At 56.5% G+C, this 16,740-nt stretch carries 9 protein-coding genes and 4 pseudogenes; 4 read left to right on the plus strand and 9 right to left on the minus strand.

All coding sequences use genetic code 11. The features are described from left to right. Positions 1–63: 63 nt before the first annotated feature. Positions 64–1,852, plus strand: a pseudogene (ggt, locus tag B4967_RS16935) (gamma-glutamyltransferase). A 15-nt stretch (positions 1,853–1,867) separates the two neighbouring features. Here the strand turns inward: ggt and B4967_RS16940 are convergent. The 3 genes from B4967_RS16940 to acnB form a co-directional block, all read right to left on the minus strand. After that, the gene (locus B4967_RS16940; protein WP_083026482.1) at positions 1,868–3,811 is read right to left on the minus strand and encodes a glycerophosphodiester phosphodiesterase family protein; all 1,944 of its coding nucleotides are present in this window, start codon (positions 3,809–3,811) and stop codon (positions 1,868–1,870) included. A 6-nt stretch (positions 3,812–3,817) separates the two neighbouring features. Then, positions 3,818–4,312 carry a ribonuclease E activity regulator RraA gene (gene rraA / locus B4967_RS16945; RefSeq protein WP_044628284.1) on the minus strand — a complete coding sequence of 165 codons (495 nt, stop codon included), beginning with the start codon at positions 4,310–4,312 and terminating at the stop codon, positions 3,818–3,820. A 151-nt stretch (positions 4,313–4,463) separates the two neighbouring features. After that, entirely contained in the window at positions 4,464–7,067 is a 2,604-nt protein-coding gene (gene acnB / locus B4967_RS16950) for a bifunctional aconitate hydratase 2/2-methylisocitrate dehydratase (protein ID WP_083026484.1), read from the minus strand. 524 nt (positions 7,068–7,591) lie between these two features. Here acnB and B4967_RS16955 point away from each other — a divergent pair. After that, positions 7,592–8,248, plus strand: coding sequence for a MiaE family protein (locus B4967_RS16955; RefSeq protein ID WP_054640852.1), 657 nt, complete (start codon positions 7,592–7,594; stop codon positions 8,246–8,248). Between the two features lie 29 nt (positions 8,249–8,277). Next, positions 8,278–12,182 (plus strand): annotated as a pseudogene (locus B4967_RS16960) (AAA family ATPase). 4 nt (positions 12,183–12,186) lie between these two features. Here B4967_RS16960 and B4967_RS16965 read toward each other — a convergent pair. The 4 genes and pseudogenes from B4967_RS16965 to queC all read right to left on the minus strand — a co-directional run bounded on the left by B4967_RS16965 (position 12,187) and on the right by queC (position 14,673). After that, positions 12,187–12,468 (minus strand): YkgJ family cysteine cluster protein, encoded by a 282-nt coding sequence (locus B4967_RS16965; RefSeq protein WP_083026486.1) that lies wholly within the window; start codon positions 12,466–12,468, stop codon positions 12,187–12,189. Continuing rightward, positions 12,465–13,300 (minus strand): annotated as a pseudogene (locus B4967_RS16970) (6-carboxytetrahydropterin synthase). Before B4967_RS16970 ends, B4967_RS16965 begins: the two are co-directional and overlap by 4 nt. Beyond that, positions 13,300–13,962 carry a 7-carboxy-7-deazaguanine synthase gene (gene queE, locus B4967_RS16975; protein WP_062360366.1) on the minus strand — a complete coding sequence of 221 codons (663 nt, stop codon included), beginning with the start codon at positions 13,960–13,962 and terminating at the stop codon, positions 13,300–13,302. Before queE ends, B4967_RS16970 begins: the two are co-directional and overlap by 1 nt. Next, positions 13,962–14,673 (minus strand): annotated as a pseudogene (queC, locus tag B4967_RS16980) (7-cyano-7-deazaguanine synthase QueC). The gene queE and the pseudogene queC overlap by 1 nt, the downstream one beginning before the upstream one ends. Before the next feature lie 203 nt (positions 14,674–14,876). Between queC and B4967_RS16985 the strand changes: the two are divergent. Then, positions 14,877–15,293: an SRPBCC family protein gene (locus B4967_RS16985; protein WP_083026487.1), complete on the plus strand. Its 417-nt coding sequence runs from the start codon at positions 14,877–14,879 to the stop codon at positions 15,291–15,293. Positions 15,294–15,327: 34 nt separating this feature from the next. Here the strand turns inward: B4967_RS16985 and B4967_RS16990 are convergent, their stop codons facing one another. Next, positions 15,328–15,567, minus strand: coding sequence for a DUF2789 domain-containing protein (locus B4967_RS16990; RefSeq protein WP_083026489.1), 240 nt, complete (start codon positions 15,565–15,567; stop codon positions 15,328–15,330). Between the two features lie 100 nt (positions 15,568–15,667). Further along, a complete protein-coding gene (locus B4967_RS16995) occupies positions 15,668–16,738 on the minus strand; it encodes an asparaginase (RefSeq protein ID WP_083026490.1) in 1,071 nt (356 codons plus the stop codon). Positions 16,739–16,740 lie beyond the last annotated feature (2 nt).

Below are 16,740 nucleotides of genomic sequence, written 5' to 3' on the forward strand. Positions count from 1 at the left end.
GCGCTCAAAAGGCGGTTACGCCTTGGTGATTCACGCCTGAGACACGGTTTAAGGAGAAAGGTTATGCTGCCAAAAAGGGCACTCTCACTCACGGGTTTACTGCTGGCGCCAATGGTGAGTTGGGGGTTTAGTTACGAAACACCCTCCATTACACCAGAAGTAGGGTCAGGCTTTGAGGAGAAGCCGGGATGGGCGGCAGACTCCTTCGCGGTGGCGGCGGCTAACCCGCTGGCTACCGACGCGGGCTATCAGGTGCTCAAGGCCGGGGGGAATGCCATTGATGCGGCGGTAGCCGTACAAATGGTATTAACTCTGGTGGAGCCGCAATCCAGTGGGATTGGTGGCGGCGCTTTTTTGATGCACTTTGATGGTGCTGATGTACAGGCCTATGATGGCCGTGAAACGGCGCTTGCCGCCGTAACCGGCGAGCTGGTTTATGGAAGATGGCGAGCCTCTGCCTTTTATGGAAGCGGTCGCCAGCGGGTTGTCGGTGGGCGTGCCCGGTACCTTGCGTATGTTGGAACAGGCCCATGCTGAGCACGGCCAGTTGGCTTGGCAAGAGCTCTTTACTCCCGCGATTACACTGGCGGAAGAGGGGTTCGCGGTGAGCCAGCGGCTGCACACCAGCCTGGCTAATGACGAAGATCTGCGCGAAAACGACCTGGCTCAAGCGTTTTATTACTCCGCCGATGGAGAGCCCCTGGAAGTGGGCACCACACTAAAAAATCCTGCCTTAGCCGCTATTTTGCGTCGCATTGCAGAAGAGGGCAGCGCTGCCTTTTATGAAGGTGAGGTCGCGGAGGATCTTGTTGAGCAGGTGCAATCGCATCCGGTTCGACCCGGTAAAATCTCGCTTGATGACATCAGTGGTTACCAATCTCTTGAGCGTGAGCCGCTATGCACCCCCTGGCAGCAGTGGGAAGTGTGCGGGTTTCCTCCTCCCTCTTCTGGCCATCTAACGATCATGCAAATTCTCGGTATGCTGGACCAGCAACCGCTGTTGGAAGCGCCGCTGGAAAATGGCGTGACCAGTAGTGGCTGGCTGCATCAATTTCTAGAAGCCTCGCGGCTGGCGTTTGCTGACCGGGGCCGCTACATTGCTGACCCTGACTTTGTCGAGGCACCGGGCGGTGACTGGTCGCTCATGCCAGCGCCTGATTACCTTGGTAAACGCAGCGAGCTAATCGGTGAAGAGAGCATGGGTGAGAGCGCCGAACCGGGCAATCCAGGTGAATTGACCGTTAGTTTTGCCAGCCAGCCCGAGCAACCTGAGTATGGCACCAGCCATATCAGCATTGTGGATGCCGATGGCAATGCGATTGCGATGACGACCACCATTGAGCAAGCCTTTGGTTCGCGTATTCTGGCGGATGGCGGCACTGACCTGCCTGGCGGCTATTTATTGAATAACGAGCTGACGGATTTCTCTTTTGCTCCTGAGGTGGACGGGCAGCCGGTGGCTAACCGAGTGGAGCCTGGTAAGCGGCCACGCTCTAGTATGAGCCCCACCTTGGTATTTGATCAGGAAACCGGTGCGCTGGTGGCGAGCCTCGGCTCCCCTGGTGGCGCCGCGATCATCCACTATACTGCTCGAACACTGGCAGCGATGCGCGATTGGGGGTTGAACGCTCAGGAAGCGCTGAGTCTTCCCCATGCGATTACGTTGGGTGGTGATGTTTACTTAGAGGAGGGGCGCTTCCCTGAAGAGATCATCGAATCGCTGCGTGAGCGGGGTCACAACGTGAGCGAACGTGAGCTCACGAGCGGCCTTCAGGCGATTCGGCGATTGGAGGATGGCACACTGTTTGGTGGTGCCGACCCGCGTCGGGAAGGCGTCGTGATGGGTGAGTAAACGACGCCCCGACTGTTACTGACGTAACCAGTTGCGTAGCTTGACCAACAGAAGACCGCCGTCGCTTAGCGCACGGCGGTCTTCTGTTAAGGCGTGCAAGCGATCAGGATAATCGGTAATGATGGCATCAACGCCGAGGTCAATCAGCGCCGACATGCGCGCCCGATCGTTGACCGTCCAGGCATGAATCTCGTAACCGAAAAGCGCCGCCAGGCTCACCTCCTGGGCGCTAATACGGTTATGGCGAAGGCCTAACGCATCAAACTGGCGTCGATCTAAAGTGCCTGGAAGAATGAGCTGTGCTAGCAGAGTGACACGCAGCTCGGGGGCCTTTTGCTTAATGTAACGCACCAGGGCAGGTGACATGGTCGCCATACGCATATTCATCAGCGCGTTAGGAAAGCCGCAGGCCGTCACGGCTGTTAGTGCTTCTTGCTGGGTGGCCCAGCAGCGATAGCGTATGTCGCTTTCCTGCCCCAGTGCATCGATGACTGCTTGTGCCAGCCTCTCTTCTTGTCCCGGCAGGGCTTTCATATCGATCATCAGCGATGCGCGCCCGCGGACGGTGGCCAACGCTTCATCCAGCCCCGCTATGCGCTCCCCTTGAAAGGCGTCGCCAAACCAACTACCCACATCAAACTCGCTGAGTTCGCTACGGGTAAGGTCGCCAAATTCTCGAGGATCACTGGTGAGGCGGGCGAGCGTTCGGTCGTGATAGAGCATGACCTGATTATCGGCGCTCAGGCGAACATCCAGCTCTACGGCGTCAGCACCATCCTCCAGCGCTTGAGACACGGCAGCAAGGGTGTTTTCCGGTGCCACCATGGAGCTTCCGCGATGGGCGATGATGGCCACGTTATCGCGAATCTCAAAACTGTTAAGAATCCACCACGCCTGTAGCCCAGCGAGCAGCAGCACGCTAAGTTCAATCGCCCATGCCATGCGTCCAGGGTGCGCATCGTGGGAAGGCGGCGCAGGGCGTGGTTCATGATGGGCCAGCTGTAAATAGAGGCAGGCGGACAGCAGAGCGTTAGTAGCAATACCGAGGAAAGTGATGGTGAGCGTTACCAGCACATAGCCGGTTAAATAGGCCAGCATCGCTGGAATCAGCACTGCGTTGTGCTCTGGTAGCCACCACAATAAGGGCGTGACCACCGTGTCAAACAGCCATGTGGTAATAATGGGTAAGCTAATAATGATCAGTAGCAGGCTGAGCACAGCCACCCCAATAGAGCGGTGCCAGCCACGTGTTAAATAAACGCTTCGCTTGAGTGCTTGATACGGTGAGCAAGATTCCAGCGCCACAAGTGGCAGTGCCAGCAGCCAGCGCAGATACAGCCACGCTGCTAAGATCATCCAGATAACCACCAACGGTGTCGCGCAAGCTAAAAAGTACCACAGCACAGGAGGGCGAATGCGCTGTAGATAGTAAGGGTCGATACCGCTAAGCCATAGATCGTGTAACCAAGCGAGGGCCATCATAAAGGGGGCAAGCAGCAACAGGTGGGCACCGGCCTGAAGAATCGACAGTACCGTCAGAGCGGGAAGCCGTCGTGTGCTCAGCCAGAGTGCCTCGAACGCCAGCCGGTAGTGGTTGTCTTTTGACCGGACAGCCACTTGCAACATGCCAGCCTGCTGCCAGTAAATGAGTAAAAACGTAAAACCAAGGCCCACCAGCATGACCAATAACCCTAGTGGGCTAAAGAGCAGCGCTAAGAGTGCATCCGTGGTGACCACCGTGCGGTTTAGCTGTGCCAAAAGGCGTTGCGATACCCAGGCAACGGCCGGTACCAATAAGGCAGAGGCCAGTAGGGTAAACAGCAAGTGATAAGCTATGAGCGGACGGAGGTGATCTCGGAGAGTGCGAAGAAGAGCGTCGCCTAATTGAGTGAGCGGCTGCATAGTCACAAAAGTGTCAGAGTGAAGCATCAGGGTGGCACTAACTGCCAGCCCTGACAAGCGGGTTTAGGAGAGCTTTAAGGGCTGCTCGGCGATAATAATGCCGTTATTATCAGCATACAGCCACTGGCCAACTCTTAAAGTAACGCCCGCAAACGTTACGGCGATATCCCGCTGGCCTTCGCCGCGCTTTTCGCTTTTACGCGGGTGGCTGCCGAGTGCCTGTACGCCTAAAGGAAGCGTGGCCAAAATGTCGACATCTCTCACGCAACCGTACATCAATACGCCTGCCCAACCATTTTGCGCTGCCTGCTCTGCCAGCATATCGCCTAACATCGCGCAGCGATGAGAGCCGCCGGCATCCACAACCAGTACGGCACCTTCGCCAGGCTCCGCCACAGCCTGTTTGACCATTGAGTTATCTTCGAAGCACTTTACCGTGCGAATTGGGCCATAAAAGCTGTCGACACCGCCGAAGTTAGCAAAGAGGGGCTCTAGCACCTCTACGTCGGGGTAAGCGTCGCACAGATCGGGGGTGACCACTTGGGTTGTCGTTGTCATCGTTTACTCCTATGTTTTCGGCACTATGGTTCACAGCGTCATAAAAAACGCCCCAACCTCGAAAGGAAGGGGCGTTCTGTCATCGGCTCAGCGAGGGATTTCCCTGGCTGCGATGTTGCGAGCATCGGCGATGGGTCGGTGCCACTGGCGATTAAGCCTCTTGGGCTACCGGAATCACGTTCGAGGCGATTTTTTGATACTCCTCGATTTCGTGGAAGTTCATGTAACGATAGATCTCGCCTGCCATGGCGTCAAACTCACCCATGTAACGCTGATACTCATCAACGGTCGGCAAACGACCTTCTACAGCAGCAACCGCTGCTAGCTCTGCCGAGGCGAGGTAAACATTTGCACCATCGCCCAGACGGTTCGGGAAGTTACGTGTAGACGTGGACACCACGGTGCTTTTCGCTGCAACGCGTGCCTGGTTACCCATACACAGTGAACATCCCGGCATTTCCATGCGGGCGCCTGCACGGCCATAGATGCCGTAGTAACCCTCTTCGGTCAGCTGGTGCTGATCCATTTTGGTCGGTGGCGCAAGCCACAAGCGGGTTTTCAGGCTGCCCGCAGGCTGTTTTTCGAGCAATTTACCTGCCGCGCGGAAGTGACCAATGTTGGTCATGCACGAACCGATAAACACCTCGTCGATTTTCTCACCGGCAACATCAGACAGTAAGCGGGCGTCATCCGGGTCGTTCGGGGCGCAAAGAACCGGCTCTTTAATGTCAGAGAGGTCGATCTCGATGACTTCGGCGTACTCGGCGTCTTTATCAGCACGCATCAGGCTCGGATCAGCCAGCCATGCTTCCATACCTTCGATACGACGGCTGATGGTGCGCTCGTCACCGTAACCGTTGGCAATCATCCACTTCAGCAGCGTGATGTTGGATTTCAGGTACTCGGTCACGCTCTCTTCAGACAGCGTAATGGTACAGCCAGCGGCGCTACGCTCAGCGGACGCGTCGGAAAGCTCAAATGCCTGCTCAACGGTGAGGTCTTCCAGGCCTTCGATTTCCAGCACGCGACCAGAGAAGGCGTTTTTCTTGCCGGATTTCTCGACAGTCAGCAGACCTTGCTTAATCGCGTACAGCGGAATGGCGTGAACCAAATCGCGCAATGTGACGCCCGGCTGGCGCTTGCCTTTGAAGCGCACCAGAACGGATTCCGGCATGTCCAGCGGCATTACGCCCGTAGCAGCGGCGAAGGCCACCAGGCCAGAACCCGCAGGGAACGAAATACCCAGCGGGAAGGGGGTGTGGGAGTCACCGCCAGTACCTACGGTGTCCGGCAGCAGCATGCGGCTCAACCAGCTGTGGATGATGCCGTCGCCGGGGCGCAGCGAAACGCCGCCACGGTTCATGATGAAGTCCGGCAGGGTGTGGTGAGTGTCCACATCTACTGGCTTCGGATATGCCGCCGTGTGGCAGAACGACTGCATGACCAAGTCTGCCTGGAAACCTAGGCAAGCCAAGTCTTTCAGTTCGTCACGGGTCATCGGACCAGTGGTATCTTGCGAGCCCACAGTGGTCATCTTCGGCTCGCAATACATGCCGGGGCGTACGCCATCCATGCCGCAGGCCTTGCCGACCATCTTCTGCGCCAGGGTAAAGCCTTTGCCAGTATCGACAGGCTGGTCGGGCAGGCGGAATACGTCAGAAGGTGCTAAGCCCAGTGACTCGCGTGCTTTGCCGGTCAGGCCACGACCGATGATCAACGGAATACGGCCGCCGGCGCGCACTTCGTCAAGAATCAGCTGAGTTTTCAGTTCGCAAGTGCTCAGCACTTCATCGGTGCCGTGCTTGCACACTTTGCCTTCGTAGGGAGAAACGTCAATGACGTCGCCCATTTCCAGCTTGGAAACGTCCATTTCTACCGGCAGGGCACCGGAATCTTCCATGGTATTGAAGAAGATATGCGCGATTTTACCGCCGAAACAGAAGCCGCCAGCGCGCTTGTTCGGGACGTAAGGAATGTCGTCACCAAAGAACCATAGCACGGAGTTAGTGGCTGACTTACGTGAAGAGCCGGTACCTACCACGTCACCTACGTAGGCAACCGGGAAGCCTTTGGCTTTGACGTCTTCGATCTGCTTGAGCGGGCCAGTGGTGCCTTGTACTTCAGGCTCAATGCCTTCGCGCTCGTTTTTGAGCATCGCGTTAGCATGCAGCGGAATGTCGGGGCGTGACCAAGCATCCGGAGCTGGAGAGAGATCGTCGGTATTGGTTTCGCCGGGCACCTTGAAAACGGTCAGGGTGATTTTCTCTTCCAGAGCTGGCTTGGAGAGGAACCACTCGGCATCTGCCCAGGATTGAATGACGTCTTTGGCGACGGCATTGCCTTTTTTGGCACGCTCTTCCACATCGTGGAAGGCATCAAACATTAGCAGGGTGTGCTTCAGCTGCTCGCCAGCTTCACGGGCCAGCTCTTCGTTATCCAGCAGCTCCACCATAGAGACGATGTTGTAACCGCCTTGCATGGTGCCTAGCAGTTTAACGGCGGTAATTTTATCAATTAATGGAGAGGTGGCTTCCCCTTTAGCAATCGCGGTCAAAAAGCCCGCTTTTACGTAGGCGGCCTCATCAACACCGGGCGGAACGCGGTTGGTGATCAGGTCAAGGATGAATTCCTCTTCACCCGCCGGGGGCGCTTTGAGCAGCTCAATTAAGGCGGCGACTTGCTCGGCGGTTAGGGGCTTAGGTGGGACGCCCTCTGCGGCGCGTTCCTCGACATGTTGGCGGTAAGCTTCAAGCACGTTGGGGCCCTCTCATCTTCTTAGTAGTGATGAATCAGTGGTGCCGAACGACTACTAGCACGGTGGGTGAGGCGTTCGGACACGTGACATACGCTTGACAAACAGCGTCTGGTGGATGAGCGGGATTCTACGGGAAACTGTCGACAATGTTAAGAAGCCAAGCTAAGTGCCTGCTTGTACTTTATGTTGAGGCGCTGATATTGAGCTCCTTTCTTGCGGCTTTTTTAGTTAATGTGCCCAAAATCTGAAAGTTTTTTACCAGCAGGGGTGTTTTGAGGTAAGCGCGGGTGTGATTATTGTGATGCCGCGTTACCATAGGCATACGATTAATTCGTTATTAAGTAACGTAGTGAAGTGGTTTAGGCGGTGTGTGGAGCGCCAAATAAGCTGAGCTTATATATTAGAAATATGCTATATGAGAATTGAGGCGCCATTAAATAAGTGGCCTTCGGATAGCTAGGGAACAAACGCCAACGGCGTTTATATGTTATACAATAGTGAGATAAACGCTCGGTAGCGGTATTATGTCTATACAACTAATGGCACTAAAAACAGCAGATCACTCCCTTTCAGCGGATGATTTGCTACCAGAAAGTCTGCATCAGTTTCTTGCCTGCCCAACGCCTGATGCGTGGTTGCAGTGGGCGCTTGCCAATCCTGAAACGCTGCTGATTGACCATGCGCAGTGTGAGAAGAAGGCGGCTTCCACCGCGATGAGCCTGCTTTACCGCTATGTCGATCAGCCGCTTTTATTAAGCAAAATGTCTCAGCTTGCCCGCGAAGAGCTGCTGCACTTTGAACAAGTGGTGGGCCTGATGGAAAAGCGTGGGGTGGCCTATCATCACCTCACTGCCTCGCGCTATGCCGAGGGGCTGCGCAAACATTTACGCAGTAACGATCCTGAGCGCTTAATCGATGTACTGATTATTGGCGCATTAATTGAGGCACGAAGCTGTGAGCGCTTTGCCCGCCTTATCCCTTACTTAGACGAAGAACTGGCGAAGTTCTACCGCACGCTGGTGAAGTCAGAAGGGCGCCATTTTGAAGATTATCTGCTGTTGGCGCGTCAACAGACCGCTGAGCCGATTGATGACCGTATTGCCTTCTTTGTCGCACGTGAAGCGGAGCTGATGACGACTCCGGATACGGCGTTTCGTTTCCATAGCGGCGTGCCCGCCTAAGCCGCTGCTAGTCAGGCAGGATGTGTATCATGCGCGATGCTCAACAGACAGACCAGCTGACCTTGTTTGGTCACTTCTCCTTAACCCAGGGGGAGGATGTACTCACTCATTTCAGTTACGACAAAGTTAAGGCCCTGTTGGTGTATCTTTTGTTGCATCGCCAGCCGGTCAATCGTGCGGCACTGGCTGAGCTGCTCTGGCCAGACCAGGGGCTTTCGTCAGGTCGTACCAACTTGCGCCACGCGTTGCACTGCCTGCGTCAGTCCATGGGTGATAACGCCGATCAGGTATTGAACGTATCGCGACAGACTATCGCCTTTCATTTACCTGCCCACTGGCAGGTAGATCTACATGACCTGCAGCAGTTGCTAGAAGGCCCCAAGGATTTAGAAACCCTTGAGGAGGTGATGTCATGCTACCAAGGCGATCTAATTGAAGAGTTGCAGTTGGCAAGTTGCAGCGAATTTCAGCGCTGGCTAGTGCAGGTGCGCAATGAGTGGCGTCAGCGGGTGATCCGGGTTGCCGAGCAAGTGCTTGAAGCTCACGACGAAACGCCAGACGACATGCTGGAAGGCCTGGTGAGCCGCTTTTCAGGCTATGGGCCTTTCCATGAACGTTTGGTGCGTCAACTGGCCGAAAAAAATCAAATGGCCGCTGCTCATGAGCAGTACAACAGCTATTTGCAGTTGCTCGCGCTGTCGGGCCAGCAGCCGGAGCCCAGTTTCTTACAGTTGGCCAGCTACTGGTCGGACGGCAACCACGACCCGCGAGCCATGTCGCCCCAGGGCGCTTTTTCTCGTGCACTGGCAGCCGATAGCAAGCCGCTGCGTGAAGATGAGATTGAGCTTCGCCAACTGTCGGTTATGGCGATTCGCTTACGTCTGAAAGGCGACTGGCAAGACCGGGCGGCAACTCGTAACTGTCTAGCGCTTCAGCTGGAACTATTGCGCTGGCTAGAGCAGCAGTGCCATCACTTAGGTGGCTTCTGGCTGCCAGGGGCCACCGGCGGTTTGGGACTGGCGTGTTTGGCACCCACGGCCCTGCGCATCAGCTTGCCGAGCTGGTAGCGCTCTATGAACACTGCCGCCAAGCGCTGCCGCCGGAAACTCAGCGCCATTGGGGTGGGGAAGGGGAAGCGCCTTCGTTTGAGCTGGCGGCTGGGTTACATAGCGGCCGTGTGGTTTATCTGCCTGAACGTCAGTTGGCTGACCCGCTTGGCCAAGTCACCCAGGTCTCCCTTGAGCTAATGGGCGCTGCTGAAGGTAGTGAACTAGTGATTTCTCAAGAAGCCAGCCAGCACATGCCCCCGGCACTGGACCTGCAGCCGCGCTTGGTGTCGCGCTTGGTGGCAAGCGATGGTCGAGTGCGCTTGCGGGCGCTGGTGTTAGGCCAGAATGAAGGCGGCCGGGATGCGCTGCCGCCTAGTCTGGTCGGCCGCGAAACGTCACTGCGTACGCTGCGTGATGCGCTGGCAAGAGCGGGTATCGGCTTAAGGCAAAGTGTCTTGGTGCGGGGTGCCTCAGGCATGGGAAAATCGGCGCTGATGGTTGGTTTTCGTCAGCTTGAACTTAGCCGCGATGCCGCTATCTGTTGGCAGCCAACCACACGCTTGTCGGTGTTAGAGCCTTACGGGGTGGCCCGTTCTCTCTTGGCGTGGCATCTAGGCGCCACGCCTACTCAAGAAGCATTGCATGAGTTGCAGGCATCGTTGGGTGATACAGCGCTAGACGATGCTCGCCAACAGCTGTTGGAAGAGGCGCTGGGGGTTAGGGACGTTCAGGAAATTACTCAGCTTACCCAAAGCGGGGAAGCGGTAGAGTTGGTCGTGAAACTGCTGCTCCGTCTGATCGTCCAGCGCGCTGGCACCCAGACTCTCGTCTTGATGGTTGATGATCTACAGTGGTTGGACGAACCCTCCTTCAAAGTATTGGCCGGTTTACAAGCTCGTCTGCCCATCAATACGGCCTTCATGCTGGTGGCCAGTCATCACGGTCGTGAAGCGCTACCAGTGAAGCTGCATTGGGATCAGCAAATTACCCTCGGCAAGCTCGATGCGCTGCAGTCGTCTCGGCTGCTCTCCCAGCTATCGCGCCGTTATCGAATGCATTTGAGCCCTCGGCTGCGTAATCAGATTATTGAGCGATGCGACGGCGTGCCACTCTACATGCAGGAGATATGCCGTCGTCTGGATATGGACCGTCGCGAAGGGCGCAGCGTCCAGTTCGATGAGTTGCCCAAAGGGCTGCTTGGCCTGCTGGCCAGCCGTATCGATCAGCTGGAAGGGGATCGGGAAATTGCCCATATTGCGGCGGTGCTGGGCAAACGCTTCCGCCTCGACTTCCTGGCTGAATGCAGCGGCTGGGATAAAGCGCGGATTTCTCAAGCCGTAGAGCATATGCGCCTGCTGGAAATTATTGAGCCGGTTGATAAAGAGAGCGGCGAGCACGAGTACCAGTTTAGCCATCAGCTACTACAAGAAGCGGCTTATCTCTCCTGCCCCCGGGATGTAAGGGTCAAGCTGCACCAGCAGGTCGTTACGCTGATTGAAGAGCGTTTCCCTGTGTGGATCAGCCGCCATCCGGGGGATTTCGCCACCCATCTGCGCCGCAGCGGCCACTACGCTCGAGGCGCGCGCTATTTCGAACTGTCTGCCCGTGAAGCGCTGAAGGTGAGCGCGAACCGTACGGCGCTGCGGATGGCCGACTTCGGTTTGGCCAGTTTGCGCCACGTTGACCATGAAGTGGAACGTGAGGTCAGCCTACTTACCGTGCGTGGGCAGGCAGCGTTTGCGCTGGAAGGCCATGGCTCGCCCACTGCCCACGAAAGCTTTGTGCGCGCCCGGGAGCTGCTGCGTCAATCCGGTGGTGATTCGCCGGAAGACCCGGAAGATTTAGAACAAATTTTCCTAGTCAAGTGGGGGCTGTGGGTAGGCCGCAGCCAGCGCTACGCCCATGCCGATGCGTTTGCACTTGCCTCTACCTTGGCGGATATTGCCGAGCGTCTGGAAGACCCGCGCTATCGCCGTTTGGCCGACTATGCCCGGGCGCACTGTGAGTACTGGGCCGGACGAATTCAGCAGGCCCATGACCACCTGGATGAAATCGACCCGCTCAATGCGCAAATGATGATCGAGTGGCTGCCCTTCTCGGATCACCCGCAAGTGACAGCTGCCTGCTTCCAGGGCTGGGCACTCTGTTTACGTGGCGACTATCAGCGCGCCGAGCGTCACGTCTCGTCGGCCATCCGTCTTGCTGAGAAAATTGGTCACCCGGGAACGCTTGCCATGGCGTTAATGTTTGCCGCAGCGCTCTATCGCCAATTAGGGCATGTGCATCTTGCGGCACGCCATGCTGAGCGCGCGGCCGCCATGACGGGCACGCCGGACCTTCAGCTGTGGCAAATCTCCGCCCAAGGTGTGTTGGGTTGGCAGAGGGCCATGGCGGGGGATCACGCTGGTTTAGTCCAATTAAGAGATAGTCTGGACCAGATGGCTGAGCTGAATGGGCGAGATCGTTTCCAGCGCCCCGTCCTTTGGTACTCAGATGCCTGTATTGAACTTGGCGAGTTAAAGGCCGCCGAGGAGTATCTGGATCAGTGTTTGGTGATTGCCCGAGAGCGCACCACGCTCTTTTTGCCCGAGTTGGCGACTCAACTGGCCAGAGTGCGTGACTTGCTGGGGCACCCGGCCAGTGAAGTAAAGGCGCTTGCCGAAATGGCGATTGTGCAGTCACGGGAACACGGCAACCGCCATCAAGAGTTAGCGGCCTTGGAGCTTTGGCTTACGCGGATTTCACCCAATGATCAGCAGGCAAAAGAGGCGTTCCGTCGCCTGTTGAGCGAGGTTAGCCACAGCGATGCACCGGTGCTGGTGCGCTGGGTTAGCCTACTGGATCGCCGTTTGCCCCACTCGCTGAGTGTTGAAAACGAGGCTTAAACGTTCAGCGAGTGCTCTCTTCTAGCCACGACAGCGTGGCGAGCGCCTCATCGCGGTGCTCGCCACACACGGTGGGGTCATAATCGAACTGCCCGCACACCATCGGGCGCAGCGGGCTGCCAAACAGCATGCATAAGTTGTTGGCGTCGAGTTGAACGCAGCGCACCCCCGCCGGTTTGCCCTCGGGCATTCCGGGTATCGGCGATGTAATAGACGGAGCTATACAACAAGCGCCGCAGCCTGCTCGGCATGTGGCGCTGCTGTCACTGGTGATCAACTCGCTCATGGGCTCGCTTGTGCCGTCGCGCCTTTGTCGATTCCTTCAAAGGCGTATACGTGAGTGGCGGTCCCCGTTTGCTTGGCGATCTGATCGGCCAGCCAGAGGGCAATATTTTCTACCGTCGTGGGCTTTGGCAGCACGCTACAGCGCTCAGATGGCAAGGTGATTGAGAAGCTGCCTTGGGCTGCTTCATAGCGGCAGGTGAGCTGTGACTCGCTATGCTCTGCTATATCTGCCTCTCTTCCAAAAGATAACGATTATCCAGCCACGCTCCCCATTGCTGTTCCAACTGCGGCTGTCGCTGTTGTTCCTGGAAGATATGCAGGCGAGAGCGATGCCCGTGGGCAATGCGCTGGCAGTTACCCGAATGACGTTTTAATCCATGGCTATAGCCATAGGCAGCACCATTGATAAGCTCATCGCTTAGCGTGAGCGTCACGCGTTCAACATTGGCTGGCCGCTGCTCGGTGAGTTGGGCGCTGAGGTGCTGAGTCACCCGTTCTAGAGTGATCGATGCCCAGGGAAGCAGGGTAAATGCCTCTGTCGGTCCACGAACTTCCATCACGTAGGGCGTGGTGGTGCGAATGCAGAGCCCTTCATCGCATTCGCTGACCTCAACACCGGGTGCTTGGGTGGGCACCAGTAGGGTGTGGTCCAGTCCGCTATCCAGGGTGCGTTTGATCCACGGCTTTACTTCACCGAAGTCGAACAGCATTCCGTCCTCGCCTAGTTCACCCTCTAGTTGAGCATCCACTTGCCAGCTACAGCCAACCAACCCTTTCGTGGGGCACCAAAGAGAGACATCGATATGGGTCAGGTGGTTAACAAATAGCGCCATTACTCAAATCCTGCGATTTTGTGCGTTTGCAGTGACAGCCGCCACTGTGGGTTGGCCATGCAGTACGCAGTGGTGGCCTGAACGGTCGCCGCGCCGTCGGTGGCAATACTCTTTTGAGCGACGGCGCTGAGATCCATCGGCTGTAAAAAGAAGTGACTAAAGGCGAGGTGAGAAAACTGCTCCGGTGGCGCATCGGCCTGGGGGAAAACCAGTTTCAACTCATCGCCTTGGGTGATCGCTAGCGGGTTGCTACCCTTAGGGCTAACGCAGAGCCAGTCAATGCCCGCAGGAGCGGGCACCGTACCGTTGGTTTCCACTGCCACTTCGAAGCCTTCGCTATGCAGCGTGGCAATGAGCTCGGTATCGAGCTGTAGCAGCGGTTCGCCGCCGGTAAATACCACGTATGGCACGGCGTTGTTAGCTTCCTGAGGCCACAGCGCTTTGATGTGTTCTGCCAGCGCCTGGGCTGTGTTAAACCGGCCGCCATTAACTCCGTCGGTACCGTTAAAGTCGGTGTCGCAAAAGGTACATTGTGCGTTCGCTCGATCTATTTCCCGGCCTGACCAAAGATTGCAGCCTGTAAAACGGCAGAACACGCTGGCACGACCTGCCTGGGCGCCTTCACCCTGTAAGGTGTAGAAGGCTTCTTTAACGTGATACATCAGTGCGCCACCTGTGAAGTGTCGATGGCGTAGTCGAGAGGATCGACGCTGTGATTAGCCGCAAAGGCGGCCAACCGCTCGCGACAACTACCGCACTGGCCGCAGGCAAGCTCGCGGCCCTCATAGCAGGTCCACGTGTGACGATAGTCCAAGCCCATGCTCAGCCCGTCGCGCAAAATATCCGCCTTGCTGGCATGCAGGTAAGGGGCATGCAGCGCAACAGGCTCAAAGTTGGCAATGCCAGCTACGTGGTTCATGGCTTCCACAAACTCGGGGCGGCAGTCGGGATATAGGATGTGATCGCCGCCGTGAGCGCCATAATCGACGCGCGCAGCGCCAATGTTGACCGCTTTGGCAATCGCCAGTGACAGTAGAATCATATTGCGATTGGGCACCACCGTGGCGCTGAGATTGTCAGCATCATAGTCGCCGGTGGGCATGTCGATAGCGCTATTGGTTAGCGCTGAGTTATCAATCAAGCCGTGAATCGCGCGAATATCAACGACTTGATGGGGGATGCCCAGCGATTCGCACACTTGGCGGGCGGTATCGAGCTCCCGACGATGACGCTGGCCATAGTCGAAAGAGAGGGCGTGAACGTTAAGCCCTTCGCCGAATGGCTCGGTGTAACACAGTGAAGGAATCCATGCCGCCTGAGTAAATCACGACGGTGGCTGACGCGTTAGCGTCTGGTGTGGCGGTAGATGACATACAAGTTGCTCATAGTCGGAGAATTTATGCGTACTTGTCAATTGGGCAAGACAGTGTTCCGGGGTCCGGTCCGGAAGGGCGGCAGTTTACGCAATAGCGATTAATCTGACCAGCATCCGCCGCGCTTGAGGTGCTTCTCATTCGGTGTGTGGGTGGCTGGTTGCCATGTTAAGCTACTGGCTCTAGCCGTTAGGAAGATACTTATGGCCACTATAAAACATAGCGAAATCATCAAAGCGTCTCCGGAGCGAGTGTTTGATCTTCTGCGCCGCGTGGAGGATTTTGCCGATTATTCCGATCTTATCCATTCCATCGACAGCTTGGGTGAAAACCGTTACCGCTGGCATGTGAGAGCAGTGGGGATGGATTGGGCATTTGATGTTGCTGTTACTGAGATTGAGCCACCCCATGTCTTGGCTTGGGAGTCGTTGGAGGGGGTGAAAAACCAGGGTCGCTATCAGCTGCGCGAAGTGCCTGAGGGGACGGAAGTAGCACTGACTCTGCAGTACGATATCCGCAACCGTTTAATGGAAAAAGCGGTAAACAAAGCGGCGAAACCATTAGTGGGAAAGGTCAGTCGGCAAATTCTTGAGCGTGTTGAAGCGCGCTTAAATGGCTGAGCGCCGCCCATAGGCGGCGCTGAAGAGAGCGTTGTTAGACAGGTTTATGCATGGAGGCGTCAAGATGATCGACCACTTCTGCCCAATCGGCGTCTTCCTGCACGGCTTCTTTTAGAAAATCAGCTTGGCCCTCATTCCAGCAGGGGGCGTCTGCCAGCGGCATCTCCTTAGGCAGCGGTGAGTGCCGCTGAATAAAGCGTTCGATGGATTCAGCATCCGAGCGTAACCCTAACTGCTCAAATAGTTCGCTAAAGTGATGTACCGGTTGATCCATAAGTGGCTTCCTATCCAGTGGGTGGTTAATACACGTTAAGGACATTGTTTAACCATAGCGGGAATAAACCACTATGCCAGTGTAGTACTGGCTAGATCATTTAACGTTCGCCCACTAGCGTCGTTAAAAATCGTCGCCTCTGATCCTCTAATGAAATTGGTTGCGCTAGCACATGCACCAGTTTGGTGTAGGCGGCCTCGGGCGTCATGTCATCGCCGGATAACACCCCAGCATCGGTGAGACCGTGCCCTGCTGCATAAGCCCCCATATGTACACGCCCTTGTGGGCATTGGCTGATGGCGGCGATGAGTTTGCCTTCTCCGCTCGCCTTGGCAATCACCTCTAGTAGCGCGGGGTTATCCGGTAAATTGCCTGCGCCCCATAGCTGTAGCAGCGCGCCTTTCACGTTTGGATGGCTAAGCCACGCCTCTAATTGCCAGGGCGCCATGCCAGGCCATAGGGTAATGCGAACCACCTCGCCATTGGCGACAGGCTGGTAGTCCACCAGCTCAAAGCGCGGAGCCCCGCGCTGCTGGTAAGACAAGCCGCGGCTGGGGAACAGAATAAAGTCGTCGCCGATGCGCTCGCCCAGCAGTGGGTAGTTGGGTGAGGAAAACGCCTCGACAGCCTCGCTGTGCTGTTTGATGGCGCGCGTGCCTCTGAGCAGGCGGTTGGCAAAATAAATGGCCACTTCCTGTAGTTCGGGATGGGCAGCAAATCGTAGGGCGCCGTAGAGATTTTGTAAGGCATCGCTGTTAGGAGCCTCTAGGGGAGCCATGGCACCCGTCAACACTACAGGCCTATCTAAGCCCTGCAATTGGTAGGCTAAGCTAGCGGCGGTCCAACTTAGCGTGTCGGTACCGTGAATCACCACAAAACCACGATGCTCTGTAAAGCGCTCGGCGATGTCGGCGGCTAACTGCTGCCATGTCATTGGGGTCGCCGCGCTGGAATCAATAAGAGGTGAGTAGCTGATGACATCATAAGCAGGGAGCATTTGTTGGTCCCGCAACGGCAGCTGGCTCAGTGCGCTGGCCAAGCGTTCAGGAAAATCACCGGCAGGTGAGAGCCCGTTAGCCTGAGGCTGCATACCGATCGTGCCGCCGGTGTAAATCACAAGCAACCGCTCTTGGCTGCTTTGAGCATCTGCAAGGAGAGGAGCCTGGCTCATCG

Source organism: Vreelandella lionensis, from assembly GCF_002087295.1.
GTDB classification, from domain to species: Bacteria; Pseudomonadota; Gammaproteobacteria; order Pseudomonadales; family Halomonadaceae; genus Vreelandella; species Vreelandella lionensis.